Source organism: Undibacterium sp. 5I1, assembly GCF_034314085.1.
In the GTDB taxonomy this organism is placed as follows: domain Bacteria; phylum Pseudomonadota; class Gammaproteobacteria; order Burkholderiales; family Burkholderiaceae_D; genus Undibacterium.
Genome location: NZ_JAVIWI010000001.1, coordinates 2,587,345 through 2,600,710, shown reverse-complemented (window position 1 = coordinate 2,600,710; position 13,366 = coordinate 2,587,345). Strand labels below are relative to the sequence as shown.

Sequence of the window (13,366 nt, the reverse complement as noted above, 5' to 3'; positions counted from 1 at the left end):
CGCTAAAAGCGAGTCGTTAAAAGGGAGCCACTATGACGCAGACAGCAATTGATGACGTGCAGCCAAAACAAATACTGCCACAAACACTGCCGCAAGTAGCATCGCAATCAACCCAGGCGCATCAGCAGCGCCAGCGTGCGGTGGTCGCTGCATTGCTAAAGGTATTACCAGAGCGCAGCGTGCTATATCAGGAAGAAGATACCCGACCGTATGAGTGCGATGGCTTAGCGGCTTATCGTCAATTACCTATGGTCGTCAGCTTGCCTGAAAATGAGCAGCAAGTGATTGCCGTCGTAAATATTTGCCGCGAACTCAACGTCCCTATCGTACCGCGCGGTGCCGGTACTGGCTTATCCGGTGGCGCGATGCCTATCGTCGATGGCGTTGTATTATCTACCGCCAGACTAAACAAAATTATCAAGGTGGATGCCTATTCGCGCACGGCTATTGTCCAGCCTGGCGTACGCAATCTTGCCATCTCAGAAGCCGTATCTACTTTAGGCTTGTATTACGCACCCGATCCATCTTCCCAAATCGCCTGCACGATAGGTGGTAACGTTGCCGAAAATTCTGGCGGTGTACATTGTCTCAAGTACGGCTTGACCGTTCACAATGTTTTACGCGTTCGCGCTATCACCATTGATGGTGAGGTAATTGAATTGGGTGGCGAGTCATTAGACGCCCCAGGGCTTGACCTTCTCGCTGTATTCATTGGTTCAGAAGGCATGCTCGGTGTTGTCACCGAGGTAACTGTCAAATTAGTTCCTAAGCCACAAGCCGCGCGCGTCATCATGGCCTCGTTTGATGACGTGGTGAAAGGCGGTAACGCCGTCGCGAATGTGATTGCCGCAGGCATTATTCCGGCCGGATTAGAGATGATGGATAAGACCTCATCACGCATGGTAGAGCCGTTTGTAAAAGCAGGTTACGACGTCGATGCCGAGGCGATTTTATTATGCGAATCCGATGGCACCGATGATGAAGTAGAAGAAGAGATCCAGCGCATGTGCGAAGTGCTGGAAAACGCAGGTGCTACCGCTATCGCTGTCTCTCAAAGCGAAGCAGAGCGGCTTAAGTTCTGGTCGGGTCGTAAAAATGCCTTCCCTGCTGCTGGCCGGATTTCTCCTGATTATTACTGTATGGATGGCACGATTCCACGCAAAAATCTGTCCCAGGTATTACTCGGCATTGCAGCTATGGAACAAAAATATGGCTTGCGTTGCGCTAACGTATTCCATGCTGGCGATGGTAATTTGCATCCTTTGATTTTGTTCGACTCGAACAAGGAAGGGGAGTTTCATCAGGCTGAATTATTCGGTGCGGAGATACTGGAATTATGTGTAGAAGTCGGCGGCACGATTACTGGTGAGCATGGAGTAGGCATAGAAAAAATTAACTCGATGTGCGTGCAGTTTTCTGCTGCAGAGTTAGATGCCTTCCGTGCGGTAAAGCGCTCGTTTGACACCGCATTTTTGCTCAACCCGGATAAAGCAATTCCGACTTTGCGTCGCTGTGCTGAGTACGGGCGTATGCATGTCAAACGCGGACAATTGAAGTTCCCAGATTTGCCTCGATTTTAGATGTCCATATGCTCTGCGGCTTCTGGCACGAAAATGGCTGGAGAGCCGCAGGATATACGGACGATTGATTTTGGAAATTATTTTCTAGAAAGTCCGGCATTTATATAAGCAACAAGATAAACATGAAAAACACGACGAATCAATATTGCTGATATGGAAAATATTCTACAAGACTTTCGTGAACGAATCCAGACTGCATCTGCGCAGAAGACCGCGCTACGCATTCAGGGCGGCGCGAGTAAAAGCTGGTATGGTCAGCAAAGCGTCGGCGAGTTGCTTGACACCCGTGCTTACACTGGCATCGTAGCCTATGAACCAACTGAGCTGGTCATCACGGCGCGTTGCGGTACCCCGCTGGCGCAGATCGAAGCAGCTCTGGATCAGCATCATCAAATGCTGGCATTCGAGCCGCCACGCTTCAATCAGCATGCGACCTTGGGTGGTATGCTTGCTGCGGGTTTATCCGGTCCGCGGCGGGCGACGGTCGGTGCGGTAAGGGATTTTGTGTTGGGTGCCAACCTGATGGATGGTCGTGGCGAATTACTGCATTTTGGTGGTCAGGTGATGAAGAATGTCGCTGGCTATGACGTCTCACGGTTACTGGCGGGGTCGATGGGAACCTTGGGTTTGATTACCGATATCTCGATTAAGGTATTACCTAAACCGTTTGCCGAGACCACGCTGGTATTTGCTTTGTCAGAAGCCGAAGCACTGACTAGACTAAATCAATGGGGAGGACAGGCCTTGCCCATTTCCGCCAGCGCATGGCATGTTGGTCGCCTGATGTTACGTTTGTCTGGTGCTGAAGCGGCGATACGTTCCGCTAAAAAACAGCTTGGTGGTGAAGAGGTTAAGGACGCGGCAAGCTACTGGCATTCTTTACGGGAGCAGACACATAAATTTTTTGCACAGGATGATGAACATGGATTATGGCGCTTGTCTTTCCCAAGTAGTGCAGCACCGGCGCAGTTGACAGGCAAATCCATGATCGAGTGGGGTGGTGCGCAACGCTGGTTATTCACCGACGAAAACCCGCAGCACATACGCGATACTGCCAGTCGCGCTGGTGGTCATGCGAGCTTATTCCGCGCTGGTGACAAGTCGGTTGGCGTGTTTGCGCCATTAGCGCCTGCGGTTGCCAAAATTCATCGCAATTTAAAAGCGGCGTTTGATCCGGCGGGGATATTTAATCCCGGACGCATGTACCTTGATCTGTAATTAGAAAAACTATGCAAACTAATCTCGCTGATTTTATCAAGAACACTCGCGAAGGCCAGGAAGCCGAAGAGATTTTGCGCAAGTGCGTTCACTGCGGTTTTTGTACCGCTACTTGCCCCACTTATCAATTGCTGGGAGACGAATTAGATGGTCCGCGCGGACGCATTTATCTGATTAAGCAAGTATTGGAAGGTAAGCCCGCTACGGTAAAAACCCAGCAGCATCTGGATCGCTGTTTAACCTGTCGCAATTGTGAATCGACTTGTCCATCTGGTGTGCAATACGGCCGGCTGATCGACATTGGTCGCAAGGTGGTTGAAGACCAAGTCCCACGACCAATGGCGCAACGCTTAATGCGCGCCGCGCTCAAGCAGATACTGCCGCGACAATCTATTTTTAATCCAGCGATGAAGTTGGGACAGGCGCTACGTCCTGTATTACCTAAAGCCTTACAGAATAAAGTGCCTGTTGCGCAAGCTTCAGGCAACTGGCCGCAAACGCAACATGTGCGCAAGATGCTGCTGCTGGATGGATGTGTGCAACCGGCGATGTCTCCGAATATCAACGCCGCCACTGCCCGAGTACTGGATGCATTAGGCGTCCAGCTGATCGTCGCAGCTAAGGCTGGCTGCTGCGGTGCCATTCGTTTTCACCTCAACGATCAGGATGGTGGTTTGGACGATATGCGTCGCAATATTGATGCATGGTGGACTTATGTAGAGCAGGGCGCAGAAGCCATTGTGATGACGGCATCAGGTTGTGGCGTCACCGTAAAGGATTACGGACATTTACTTGCTCATGACAAGGCTTATGCAGAAAAAGCACAACGTATTTCTGCAATCACCCGAGACTTAAGTGAAATTCTGCCAGAATTTGAAATTGAACTGGCACGCAAACTTCAAGGCAGAATCACTCAACGTATTGTCTGGCATCCGCCTTGTACTTTGCAACATGGCCAGCAAATTCGGGGCAAGGTAGAAGGTTTGTTACGCAGCGCCGGAGTGGATGTAAAGCTATGTGCAGATAGCCACTTATGCTGTGGCTCTGCCGGGACTTATTCCGTATTGCAGCCAGAATTGTCGTATCAGTTGCGTGACAATAAATTACGCAATTTACAGGCGACGGGTGCCGAGGTCATTTTGTCGGCCAATATTGGCTGCCTCACGCATTTGCAATCCGGTACCAGTACACCAGTGCGGCATTGGGTCGAATTGCTGGATAGCGCTTTAAGCGAAACTTTAAGCGACACTTTAAGCGAAATTAAGTAAGCGAATAATTATGATACAGACCTTCACTATTTTGCTGATTTTTCAGTGTTTAGGCGAAGGCGTTGTATATGTGACTGCGCTACCAATACCGGGGCCGGTGGTTGGTATGTTGCTGCTATTCTTTTTCCTGTTATTAAAAAAAGATTTGGCACAAAAACTCGCACCTACGGTTCAGGAATTCTTACGTCATCTTTCTCTATTATTTATCCCTGCCGGGGTTGGCATTATGGTGTACGGTCAGCGGGTATTAGATGAATGGTTTCCACTAGTCTTAGCTCTGCTGATTAGCACCGCTCTCTCAATTGTTGTGACGGCAGTGGTCGTGCGCTGGTTGCAAAAATGAGTATTCACTTTAATGATTTTAGTGACTTCAGCAATCTGTGGGTATATCTCGCAGCGTCCCCGTTATTAGGGTTGACTGCCACGCTATTGGCTTACCAAGTTGCGTATAAATTGTATGAAAAAGCAAAGTTCAATCCGCTGGCTAATCCCGTTGCGATTGCGGTTATTTTATTGGTGTCATTGCTGACGCTGACTCATACACCCTATAAGACGTATTTTAACGGCGCTCAGTTTGTTCATTTTTTGCTGGGGCCAGCGACTGTCGCGTTAGCGATTCCTTTGTATCAGCAGTTGGGTAAGCTCAAGCGTGACTGGTTTGCTTTCCTCGCGGGTGCTTTGCTGGGGAGTGCGGCTGCGATTGCCAGCGCGATGTGCATAGCCTGGTTATTGGGTGCGTCAGCAGTAACGATACTGTCTATTGCACCCAAATCGGTGACGATGGCAATCGCGATGGGGATTGCAGAAAAAGTCGGTGGTTTGCCCTCGCTAACCGCCGTATTGGTGATGACGACCGGCATTCTGGGGGCGACGATGGCGCGTAGTTTACTTAACCTACTAAAGATTAAGGACGAGAGCATCAGAGGATTCGCACTCGGCGTGAGTGCGCACGGGATCGGTACTGCCAGAGCGTTTCAGGTGAGTGAACAAATGGGTGCATTTGCTGGTTTGGCGATGGGCATTTCCGGGCTACTTACTGCATTGATTTTGCCTTTTGCATTGCATCTCGCCAAACTAACCTGATCTGCTGTTTTACCTGCGACGTTAGCTCTACTTGCGTCACTTGTGTCGCTTATTCCGCTAGCAGTTTTTCTATATCCGCCACCAGTTCGGCAGGCGTTGTCAGCGGCGCATATCGGTTGAATACTGTGCCGTCTTTTTTGATCAGAAATTTTGTGAAATTCCATTTGATCGCTTCACTACCCAGCAAGCCCGGTGCTTTCGATTTCAGGAATTGATATAGCGGATGAGTATCTTTGCCGTTTACATCAATTTTGGCAAAAAGCGGAAAAGTCACGCCATAATTTTTTTCACAAAATGAACCAATCTCATCCGCTGTGCCAGGCTCTTGATGACCAAACTGGTTACATGGAAAACCTAAGACTTCTACGCCTTTATCTCTAAATTGCTGGTATACCGCTTCCAAGCCTTTGTACTGCGGAGTAAAGCCGCAATTGCTGGCAGTATTCACAATAAGCAAAACTTTTCCTGCATACTGTTTTAAATCAACGGGTTGGCCTTGCAGATTATCTGCATTAAAGTCGAGTACGTTCATACGATTCCTAAATGTGAGGTTCCTGCACTTAAATCACGGTCTTTCGATTCTTTACCTCTCAACATAATAGCGAGACGCAGTTCGTTGACTGAATCAGCATTGCGCAAAGCATCTTCATACGTAATCAAATCTGCCTCATGTAAATCAAACAGAGATTGATCAAAGGTTTGCATGCCAAGTTCACGAGATTTTTTCATGATTTCTTTAATTTCGTGGACATTGCCTTTGAAGATCAGATCAGAAACCAGCGGTGAGTTCAGCATGATTTCGATTGCGGCAACACGGCCTTTTTTTCCTCGCAATGGGATAAGGCGCTGTGAGATTACTGCTTTTAAGTTTAAGGACAAATCCATTAGCAACTGCGCACGACGTTCTTCGGGGAAGAAGTTGATGATACGGTCTAGTGCTTGATTAGAGCTATTGGCATGCAGAGTGGCAAGACAAAGATGTCCTGTTTCTGCAAAAGCGATTGCAAAATCCATGGTCTCGCGGTCACGGATCTCACCGATCTGTATCACGTCTGGCGCTTGACGTAATGAATTCTTCAGAGCTGCACCCCAGTCCTCTGTATCGATACCAATCTCCCGCTGCGTCACAATACAATTGCCATGCGGGTGCACATATTCAATCGGGTCTTCAATGGTGATGATGTGGCCGAAGCTGTTCGCATTGCGGTGCCCCAGCATGGCCGCCAGCGAAGTTGATTTACCTGAGCCAGTCGCACCAACCATGATGACCAAACCACGTTTGGTCATCGCCACATCTTTAAGATGTTCCGGCAAACCTAAGTCTTCTAACTTCGGAATTGCTGTCGTGATCGTACGTAAAACCAAGCCAACACGACCTTGTTGCATAAAAGCAGAAACGCGAAAACGACCCATGCCTGCCGGATTAATCGCAAAATTACATTCTTTGGTGGATTCAAATTCGGCAGCTTGCTTATCGTTCATGATCGAGCGTGCTAAATCAACCGTGTGGGCTGAGGTCAGCGGCTGATTTGAAACCGGCGTTACTTTGCCATCGATTTTAAAGGCGGGTGGAAATTCTGCTGTGATAAATAAATCCGAGCCATTCTTGCTTAGCATTAGCCTTAACAAGTCATGCATGAATTTGGTGGCCTGGTCGCGTTCCATCTTGAGTACATCCTTAAGAATACGGGTTTAATCTGGTGACGGTTTTGGGTTTGTCTGACTTTGCCAAGATTAACCTGGGAAATTATCCGGTATTTTAGCTGCTGAGCGTGCGGTCGCTATGGAGATAACATTACGCTTTACCAGATCGGTCAGATTCTGATCCAATGTTTGCATACCCATATTGCTACCAGTTTGTATAGCAGAATACATTTGTGCAATTTTTGCTTCGCGTATTAAATTACGAATGGCAGGTGTTCCTAGCATAATCTCATGTGCTGCTACGCGACCAGAACCATCTTTGGTTTTCAGCAAAGTTTGCGAGATCACGGCTTGCAGCGATTCCGACAACATAGAACGTACCATCTCTTTTTCTTCCGCCGGAAAAACGTCAACAATACGATCAATCGTTTTGGCCGCGGAGGATGTATGCAGGGTTCCAAATACTAAGTGACCGGTTTCAGCAGCAGTCAGCGCCAAACGGATAGTTTCCAGATCGCGCAACTCACCGACCAGAATCACGTCAGGATCTTCACGCAAAGCAGAGCGCAAGGCGTTGGTAAATGATTTTGTATGCGGTCCGACCTCACGTTGATTAATCAGACATTTTTTTGATTCATGCACAAATTCAATAGGATCTTCTACTGTCAGAATATGACCGTACTCATTTTCGTTGACATGATTCACCATTGCCGCCAGCGTCGTTGATTTGCCGGACCCGGTTGGGCCTGTGACCAAGACTAAACCACGTGGCTTTAGAGATAACTCTGTAAAAATACGTGGTGTATTTAACTGTTCCAGACTTAGAATTTTGGATGGAATAGTACGCATCACTGCCGCTGCGCCACGTTCTTGATTAAATGCATTAACCCGGAAGCGCGCCAGACCTGGGATAGAAAAAGAAAAATCACATTCCAATGTTTCTTCATACATCTTGCGCTGTGAGTCATTCATGATGTCATAGATCAAACCGTGAACATCTTTATGATCTAGTGGCGGCAAATTAATACGCCTGACATCGCCATGCACACGTATCATTGGCGGTAAGCCTGAGGATAGATGCAAATCGGATGCGTTATTCTTAACCGAGAATGCCAGCAGTTCTGAAATGTCCATTTATAATTCCGATAATGAAATGTGCAGTGAGACTGCGGTGTGACTGGATTGATGCTGTAAGTGGAAATGTAGTGCGACTATCTCGATTATGCTGATGGTTTTATGCATTAACTAAGCTTAATCCTAATCATCTAAACAATCGCAATAACGATAGCACTGAACAATCAGAAAAGTGCTATTTTCGTTGCAAAATCATGTATCCCGATTATGTCCTTAATATCTGATAACTTGCAAGCCGTGCGTGCTGATTTGGCGGCGGTGGCAACTTCCGCTGGTCGCGATCCACAACAGATCACACTATTAGCGGTATCTAAAACTTTTGCTGCCGACGCAGTGATTGAAGCGGCGCATGCTGATCAGCATGCATTTGGTGAGAATTACGTACAAGAAGCGATAGATAAAATTGAAACGGTACGCAAACTTGCTCCAGATTTATTGCTTGAATGGCATTTTATTGGGCCAATCCAAAGTAATAAAACCCGTCAGATCGCAGAGTCGTTTGCTTGGGTTCATTCTGTGGACAGAGAAAAAATTGCTACACGACTGTCCGAGCAACGTCCCGTAAGCATGCCGGATTTAAATATCTGTCTGCAAGTGAATATCAGCGGGGAGGCGAGTAAAAGTGGCGTGTTGCCAGAACAGGCTCTGGCGCTGGCTTTACATATCGCTCAATTGCCTAGACTACGGTTGCGTGGCCTGATGGCAGTCCCAGAGCCGGCGACCACTGTAGAACAGCAAAGACAGCCTTTTTTGCAATTGCGCATGCTGCAAGACCAACTGAACACATATGGTCTGATGTTAGATACCCTCTCCATCGGGATGAGTGCAGATATGCATGCCGCAATCGCCGAAGGTAGCACCATGGTGCGGATAGGATCAGCTATTTTTGGGAATAGAAATTATGCAAAATAAATTAAAAATGATCTTTATTGGCGGCGGCAATATGGCAACCGCTTTAATTGGCGGCTTGTTACCTGATTTGACTACTCCCGCAAATGTGCATGTGATTGATACTCATCAGGCGTCCTTAGACAAATTGTCAGCGAGGTTCGGTGTAACGACAGGATTATCTCTTGAGGCTGGCCGTGCTATTGGTGCCATTGGTGATGCCAGTGAGCTGATTGAGCAAACGGATGTCATCATTTTGTCGGTTAAGCCACAACAATTACGTGAGGTCGCAGCTGCTCTCGCGCCGCATCTGTCGGGACAATTAGTCTTGTCAATCGCGGCTGGAATCCGTTCTAGCGATTTGGCACGCTGGCTTAACGATTATCCAAAAATCGTGCGTAGTATGCCCAATACCCCTGCACTGATCGGCAAAGGAATTACCGGGTTATTTGCAACTGCTGGCGTGTCTGACGAGCAAAAGCAGGCGGCAGAAGACATTATGAGTGCAGTCGGCTCTACTATTTGGCTGGATCAGGAACCCTTAATTGATGCCGTCACTGCGATGTCTGGTAGTGGCCCTGCTTATGTGTTTTATTTTATTGAGGCGATGCAACAAGCGGGGGTCGATCTAGGACTGACTAGTGTGCAAGCAACGCAATTGGCAATCTCCACCTTTGAGGGGGCGGCACTATTAGCGCTTAATTCCGATGAGCCAGTCTCGGTATTGCGCGAACGCGTGACCTCCAAAGGCGGTACAACGTACGCTGCTTTATCCAGCATGGAAAACAGTGGTGTGAAGGCGGCAATTATAGATGCCGTAAAAGCAGCCGCAGCGCGTGGTAAAGAGTTAGGAGATGAGCTGGGGGCGGAGTGAACTGCAGTGAACCGCATTGAATGGGAGTGAATTTTCCATCAGTAAACAAATTCAAGCATTCATCAATTCAATACAAACGAGCTGATAGTTTATTGCCCGTCAGCGGTTTTTGACGCAGAGTTTGGCTTAAATTTTGAAATCACCGTCGGTGCAATGCCTTGCCAGATTTCCCAAGCCATAAGCCCGGTTTTTAATAGCGACCAGATGCGCTTAGGCTTAATCAATAACGTCGCAGCAGTTAAACCTAAACTTATCAATGGATGTCGCTTGATTGTTTGACCAGCCTGAAATACCAACTCAAGAAATTGCAGCGATTGTTTAAATTGGCGACTGTCCGCAATCAAAAGCTCGCGCTGGACTTGAGTTTTAGCCAGCAAAGCTAATCGTCGTTGAGTTAAAAGGTTGGCTGCGGATGCCATAATTATTGATCACCTGCCTTGTTTGCATCCCTATTGTCCGCCTGGTGTCCTTGCAGCGCAGACACATCCTTACGCAGCTCGGCTAAGGTATCTGCCAGCAAGCGGGGTCTATTACTCAGTGTGGTTTTTAACCACCAGCCAAGTCCAATCGCCGTGCCTGAAAATATGCCCAATAAAGATAGTAAAACGGTTAGGCGATAGCTGTCCCAGAACGACGCAATCAGCAATAAAATCAGCAATAAAACAGCGATCCCTGCACAAAATAATGCAACCAGTGACCACAGCAAATAGGAAGAAAAGCGCGTTAGCTCTTCTTCCACTTCTACTGAAATCAATTCTAGCCGTGTGTATAGAATGCCGATGACATTGGCTGATAGCCGCGCGATGGAATCAGTGATCGCCATAGCCTTACTTACGCGAGATCAATAGACCAATTAACAAACCAACGCCGGCAGCAATACCTGCTGACTGCCACGGATTATCTTTGACATAGACGTCTGTCGCGTATGCCGCGTCTTTTGCTTTGGTGACGACCAGATCTTCGATACGCTCAATTTCTGCTTTCGCGTTTTTGATTGTATGTTCAATTTTGGCTTTAGCAGACTGGAAACCAGCGCTTCCTTGCTGCTCAGAATTTTTCAATAATTCCTCCGCGTCTTTAATAACCTGGGTCAGGTCATGCATCAATTTTTCTTTGTGCTGTTCAGCCGAGCTCATGATATTTCCTCTCAAAAGTAGTGAAATTGAAAAACAAGTAAAGCCTGCATAAACTAACTAATACAGCTTTCACTGTAGTGCATAGTCGAGTGCGACACCAGCAAAAATAGCAGCGCCTAACCAGTTATTGTGACGAAACGCCTTAAAACAAGCCAGTCTTTCTCGTCGGCGTATCAGAGTGTAATGGTGAAGGGCACATGCCACTGCCAGCGCCATACCCGCGACAAACCAAGCACCCAAACCTTGCTGCCAGCCTACCCATAATATGAGTAAAAAACTCAGGCAATAGCACAGCATCACCGCCAGCACGTCAAACCGGCCAAAGGTAATGGCAGAAGTGCGGATGCCTATTCTCAGATCATCATCTCTATCGACCATCGCATATTCTGTATCGTAAGCGACAGCCCAAAAAATATTCGCCAATAATAAAATCCAGGCAGTCACAGGTACGGTATTTTGTATCGCTGCAAATGCCATTGGTATTCCAAACCCAAAGGCGATTCCTAAATACGCTTGAGGAATGGCAAAGAAGCGCTTGAAATAAGGATAACTGCCAGCGATTAATACCGCTACTACAGACAATTGTTTAGTCAGCGTGTTTAACGGCAATATCAATAAAAACGAGAGTAATGCGAGTGTCACGGCAATCACTATCGCCTCCCATGAGGCAATTTTCCCGCTAGTGATTGGTCGTTCGGCAGTACGTTTGACATGCTTATCAAAATCCCTGTCCGCAAAGTCATTGATCGCGCAGCCAGCAGAGCGCATCAGAGTGGTACCTAGACTAAATATCAATACCAGTTGCCAATGGGGTTTGCCATTGGAGGCGATCCACAAGGCGATTAAGGTTGGCCAAAGCAATAGCAAAATACCGATAGGTTTATCCAGGCGAACTAATTGGATGTACAGTAAAACTCGATTTGAAAGCAGGCGCATAAAATTGGATTTGGGGTAACCAACAAAAAAATTGGCATTTGATGGATAGATGATTTATTTCGTTTGATGGCAGAATTATAAGTGCTATCTGCGCACGCGATGGATGATAATGCTATCGTAGTACGGCTGTCACATTCCGGTCATAGAATGAAGGCAACTGACTAAAGAAAAGATTTGAGACAATCTGAGACAAATCCGGAGTTCACTTGCTTACAAAGCTGGCTCCAGATTTTTAAAAAAATTAAAAAGAAAGACAATGATGAAAATTAAATTCACATCCATTGTTCTCGCCATGCTCGCTATGGGGACAATATCCAATTCTGCTCACGCGCTGACTGAAATTAGCTGGTGGCATTCGATGACCGGCGCTCTGGGTGATCGGGTTAATGCGCTTTCGGAGCAATTCAATAAAAGCCAGTCCGATTATAAAGTCGTGCCAGTCTACAAAGGTAGCTACGATGAGGCGATGGCCGCTGCGATTGCTGCATATCGCGCGGGCAACGCACCGAATATTTTGCAAGTATTTGAAGTCGGCACCGCTACCATGATGTATTCCAAAGGTGCGATCAAGCCGGTGACTGAGGTCATGAAATTAGCTGGGGAGCAATTTGACTCTTCTGTGTATATACCAGCGGTTGCCGGTTACTACACCACACCAAAAGGTGAGATGGTGTCTTTCCCTTTCAATAGTTCGACGACAGTTTTTTACTACAACAAAGACATGTTCGCCAAAGCAGGGATGGATCCCAATAAAGCCCCTGCGACCTGGCAAGAGGTAGTTGCCGCTGCCGCCCGTTTAAAAGCAAATGGCGAAAAATGTGGTTTCACCACGGGCTGGCAAACTTGGGTACATCTGGAAAGTTTTTCTGCCTGGCATAACGTTGAGTTTGCTTCCAAAGGTAATGGTTTCGGTGGACTGGATGCCAGGCTAAAATTTAATGGTCCGTTACAGGTCAAGCATATTGAGAATATGGCGAACTGGGCCAAGCAAGGCTACTTTACTTACGCTGGTCGTAAGAACGAACCGGAAGCGAAGTTCTATTCAGGTGAGTGTGGCATGCTGACCTCATCCAGTTCGGCATATGGCAACGTGGTAAAAAATGCGAAATTCAAATTTGCGGTAGCGCCACTCCCTTACTATTCAGATGCTGCGGGTGCGCCGCAAAATACCATTATTGGTGGCGCGTCTTTATGGACGATGAGCGGTAAAAAAATTGATGAATACAAAGCAGTTGCTAAGTTCTATAAATTTTTATCGCAGCCAGAAGTGCAAGCGAAATGGCATCAGGAAACGGGTTACCTGCCCATCACCAACGCCGCTTATGAGCTGACGAAGAAGTCTGGTTTCTACGATAAAAATCCCGGCCCGAATATCGCCGTGCAACAGATGATAGTAAAAACCACAGACAAGTCACGTGGAATTCGATTAGGTAACTTTGTGCAGATACGCACCATCATGGATGAGGAATTGGAATCCGTCTGGAGTGGGAAAAAGACGGCAAAAGAAGCCTTAGATAATGCCGTCGCACGCGGCAATGAGTTGTTAGAGCGGTTTGAGAAGGCCAATAAATAAATGAGTGATCGATGGTCACAGATCTTAGATCG

Annotated in this window: 15 protein-coding genes; 8 read left to right on the top strand and 7 right to left on the bottom strand. The window is 47.3% G+C overall.

The genetic code is table 11. From position 1 onward, the window contains the following. The first annotated feature begins 32 nt into the window (after positions 1-32). The 5 genes from RGU72_RS11485 (at position 33) to RGU72_RS11465 (ending at position 5,149) form a co-directional block, all read left to right on the top strand. Positions 33-1,580, top strand: coding sequence for an FAD-linked oxidase C-terminal domain-containing protein (locus tag RGU72_RS11485; RefSeq protein WP_322119857.1), 1,548 nt, complete (start codon positions 33-35; stop codon positions 1,578-1,580). Positions 1,581-1,733: 153 nt separating this feature from the next. Further along, positions 1,734-2,798: a glycolate oxidase subunit GlcE gene (gene glcE, locus RGU72_RS11480; RefSeq protein WP_322119856.1), complete on the top strand. Its 1,065-nt coding sequence runs from the start codon at positions 1,734-1,736 to the stop codon at positions 2,796-2,798. Positions 2,799-2,809: 11 nt separating this feature from the next. Next, entirely contained in the window at positions 2,810-4,066 is a 1,257-nt protein-coding gene (gene glcF, locus RGU72_RS11475; RefSeq protein ID WP_322119855.1) for a glycolate oxidase subunit GlcF, read from the top strand. 10 nt (positions 4,067-4,076) lie between these two features. Then, a complete protein-coding gene (locus RGU72_RS11470) occupies positions 4,077-4,409 on the top strand; it encodes a CidA/LrgA family protein (RefSeq protein WP_322119854.1) in 333 nt (110 codons plus the stop codon). Then, positions 4,406-5,149, top strand: coding sequence for an LrgB family protein (locus RGU72_RS11465; RefSeq protein WP_322119853.1), 744 nt, complete (start codon positions 4,406-4,408; stop codon positions 5,147-5,149). Before RGU72_RS11470 ends, RGU72_RS11465 begins: the two co-directional genes overlap by 4 nt. A gap of 49 nt (positions 5,150-5,198) precedes the next feature. Here the strand turns inward: RGU72_RS11465 and RGU72_RS11460 are convergent, their stop codons facing one another. From RGU72_RS11460 to RGU72_RS11450, 3 genes are all read right to left on the bottom strand, one after another. After that, a complete protein-coding gene (locus tag RGU72_RS11460) occupies positions 5,199-5,681 on the bottom strand; it encodes a glutathione peroxidase (RefSeq protein ID WP_322119852.1) in 483 nt (160 codons plus the stop codon). After that, positions 5,678-6,814, bottom strand: coding sequence for a PilT/PilU family type 4a pilus ATPase (locus tag RGU72_RS11455; RefSeq protein WP_322119851.1), 1,137 nt, complete (start codon positions 6,812-6,814; stop codon positions 5,678-5,680). The genes RGU72_RS11460 and RGU72_RS11455 overlap by 4 nt, the downstream gene beginning before the upstream one ends. Before the next feature lie 69 nt (positions 6,815-6,883). After that, positions 6,884-7,927 carry a type IV pilus twitching motility protein PilT gene (locus RGU72_RS11450; protein WP_322119850.1) on the bottom strand — a complete coding sequence of 348 codons (1,044 nt, stop codon included), beginning with the start codon at positions 7,925-7,927 and terminating at the stop codon, positions 6,884-6,886. Positions 7,928-8,134: 207 nt separating this feature from the next. Between RGU72_RS11450 and RGU72_RS11445 the strand changes: the two genes are divergently transcribed. After that, positions 8,135-8,839, top strand: coding sequence for a YggS family pyridoxal phosphate-dependent enzyme (locus tag RGU72_RS11445; RefSeq protein ID WP_322119849.1), 705 nt, complete (start codon positions 8,135-8,137; stop codon positions 8,837-8,839). After that, on the top strand, positions 8,829-9,689 hold the full coding sequence (gene proC / locus RGU72_RS11440) for a pyrroline-5-carboxylate reductase (protein ID WP_322119848.1): 861 nt from the start codon (positions 8,829-8,831) through the stop codon (positions 9,687-9,689). Before RGU72_RS11445 ends, proC begins: the two co-directional genes overlap by 11 nt. An 89-nt stretch (positions 9,690-9,778) precedes the next feature. Here proC and RGU72_RS11435 read toward each other — a convergent pair whose 3' ends face one another. The 4 genes from RGU72_RS11435 to ubiA all read right to left on the bottom strand — a co-directional run bounded on the left by RGU72_RS11435 (position 9,779) and on the right by ubiA (position 11,761). Then, the gene (locus RGU72_RS11435; protein WP_322119847.1) at positions 9,779-10,108 is read right to left on the bottom strand and encodes a YqjK family protein; all 330 of its coding nucleotides are present in this window, start codon (positions 10,106-10,108) and stop codon (positions 9,779-9,781) included. A gap of 2 nt (positions 10,109-10,110) precedes the next feature. Next, positions 10,111-10,512: a phage holin family protein gene (locus tag RGU72_RS11430; protein ID WP_322119846.1), complete on the bottom strand. Its 402-nt coding sequence runs from the start codon at positions 10,510-10,512 to the stop codon at positions 10,111-10,113. Positions 10,513-10,516: 4 nt separating this feature from the next. Beyond that, the gene (locus RGU72_RS11425; protein ID WP_322119845.1) at positions 10,517-10,825 is read right to left on the bottom strand and encodes a DUF883 family protein; all 309 of its coding nucleotides are present in this window, start codon (positions 10,823-10,825) and stop codon (positions 10,517-10,519) included. 69 nt (positions 10,826-10,894) lie between these two features. Further along, positions 10,895-11,761: a 4-hydroxybenzoate octaprenyltransferase gene (gene ubiA / locus RGU72_RS11420; protein ID WP_322119844.1), complete on the bottom strand. Its 867-nt coding sequence runs from the start codon at positions 11,759-11,761 to the stop codon at positions 10,895-10,897. A gap of 259 nt (positions 11,762-12,020) precedes the next feature. On the opposite strand from ubiA, the gene ugpB reads away from it, so the two are divergent. Continuing rightward, the gene (ugpB, locus tag RGU72_RS11415; RefSeq protein WP_322119843.1) at positions 12,021-13,334 is read left to right on the top strand and encodes a sn-glycerol-3-phosphate ABC transporter substrate-binding protein UgpB; all 1,314 of its coding nucleotides are present in this window, start codon (positions 12,021-12,023) and stop codon (positions 13,332-13,334) included. The last annotated feature ends 32 nt before the right edge of the window (positions 13,335-13,366 follow it).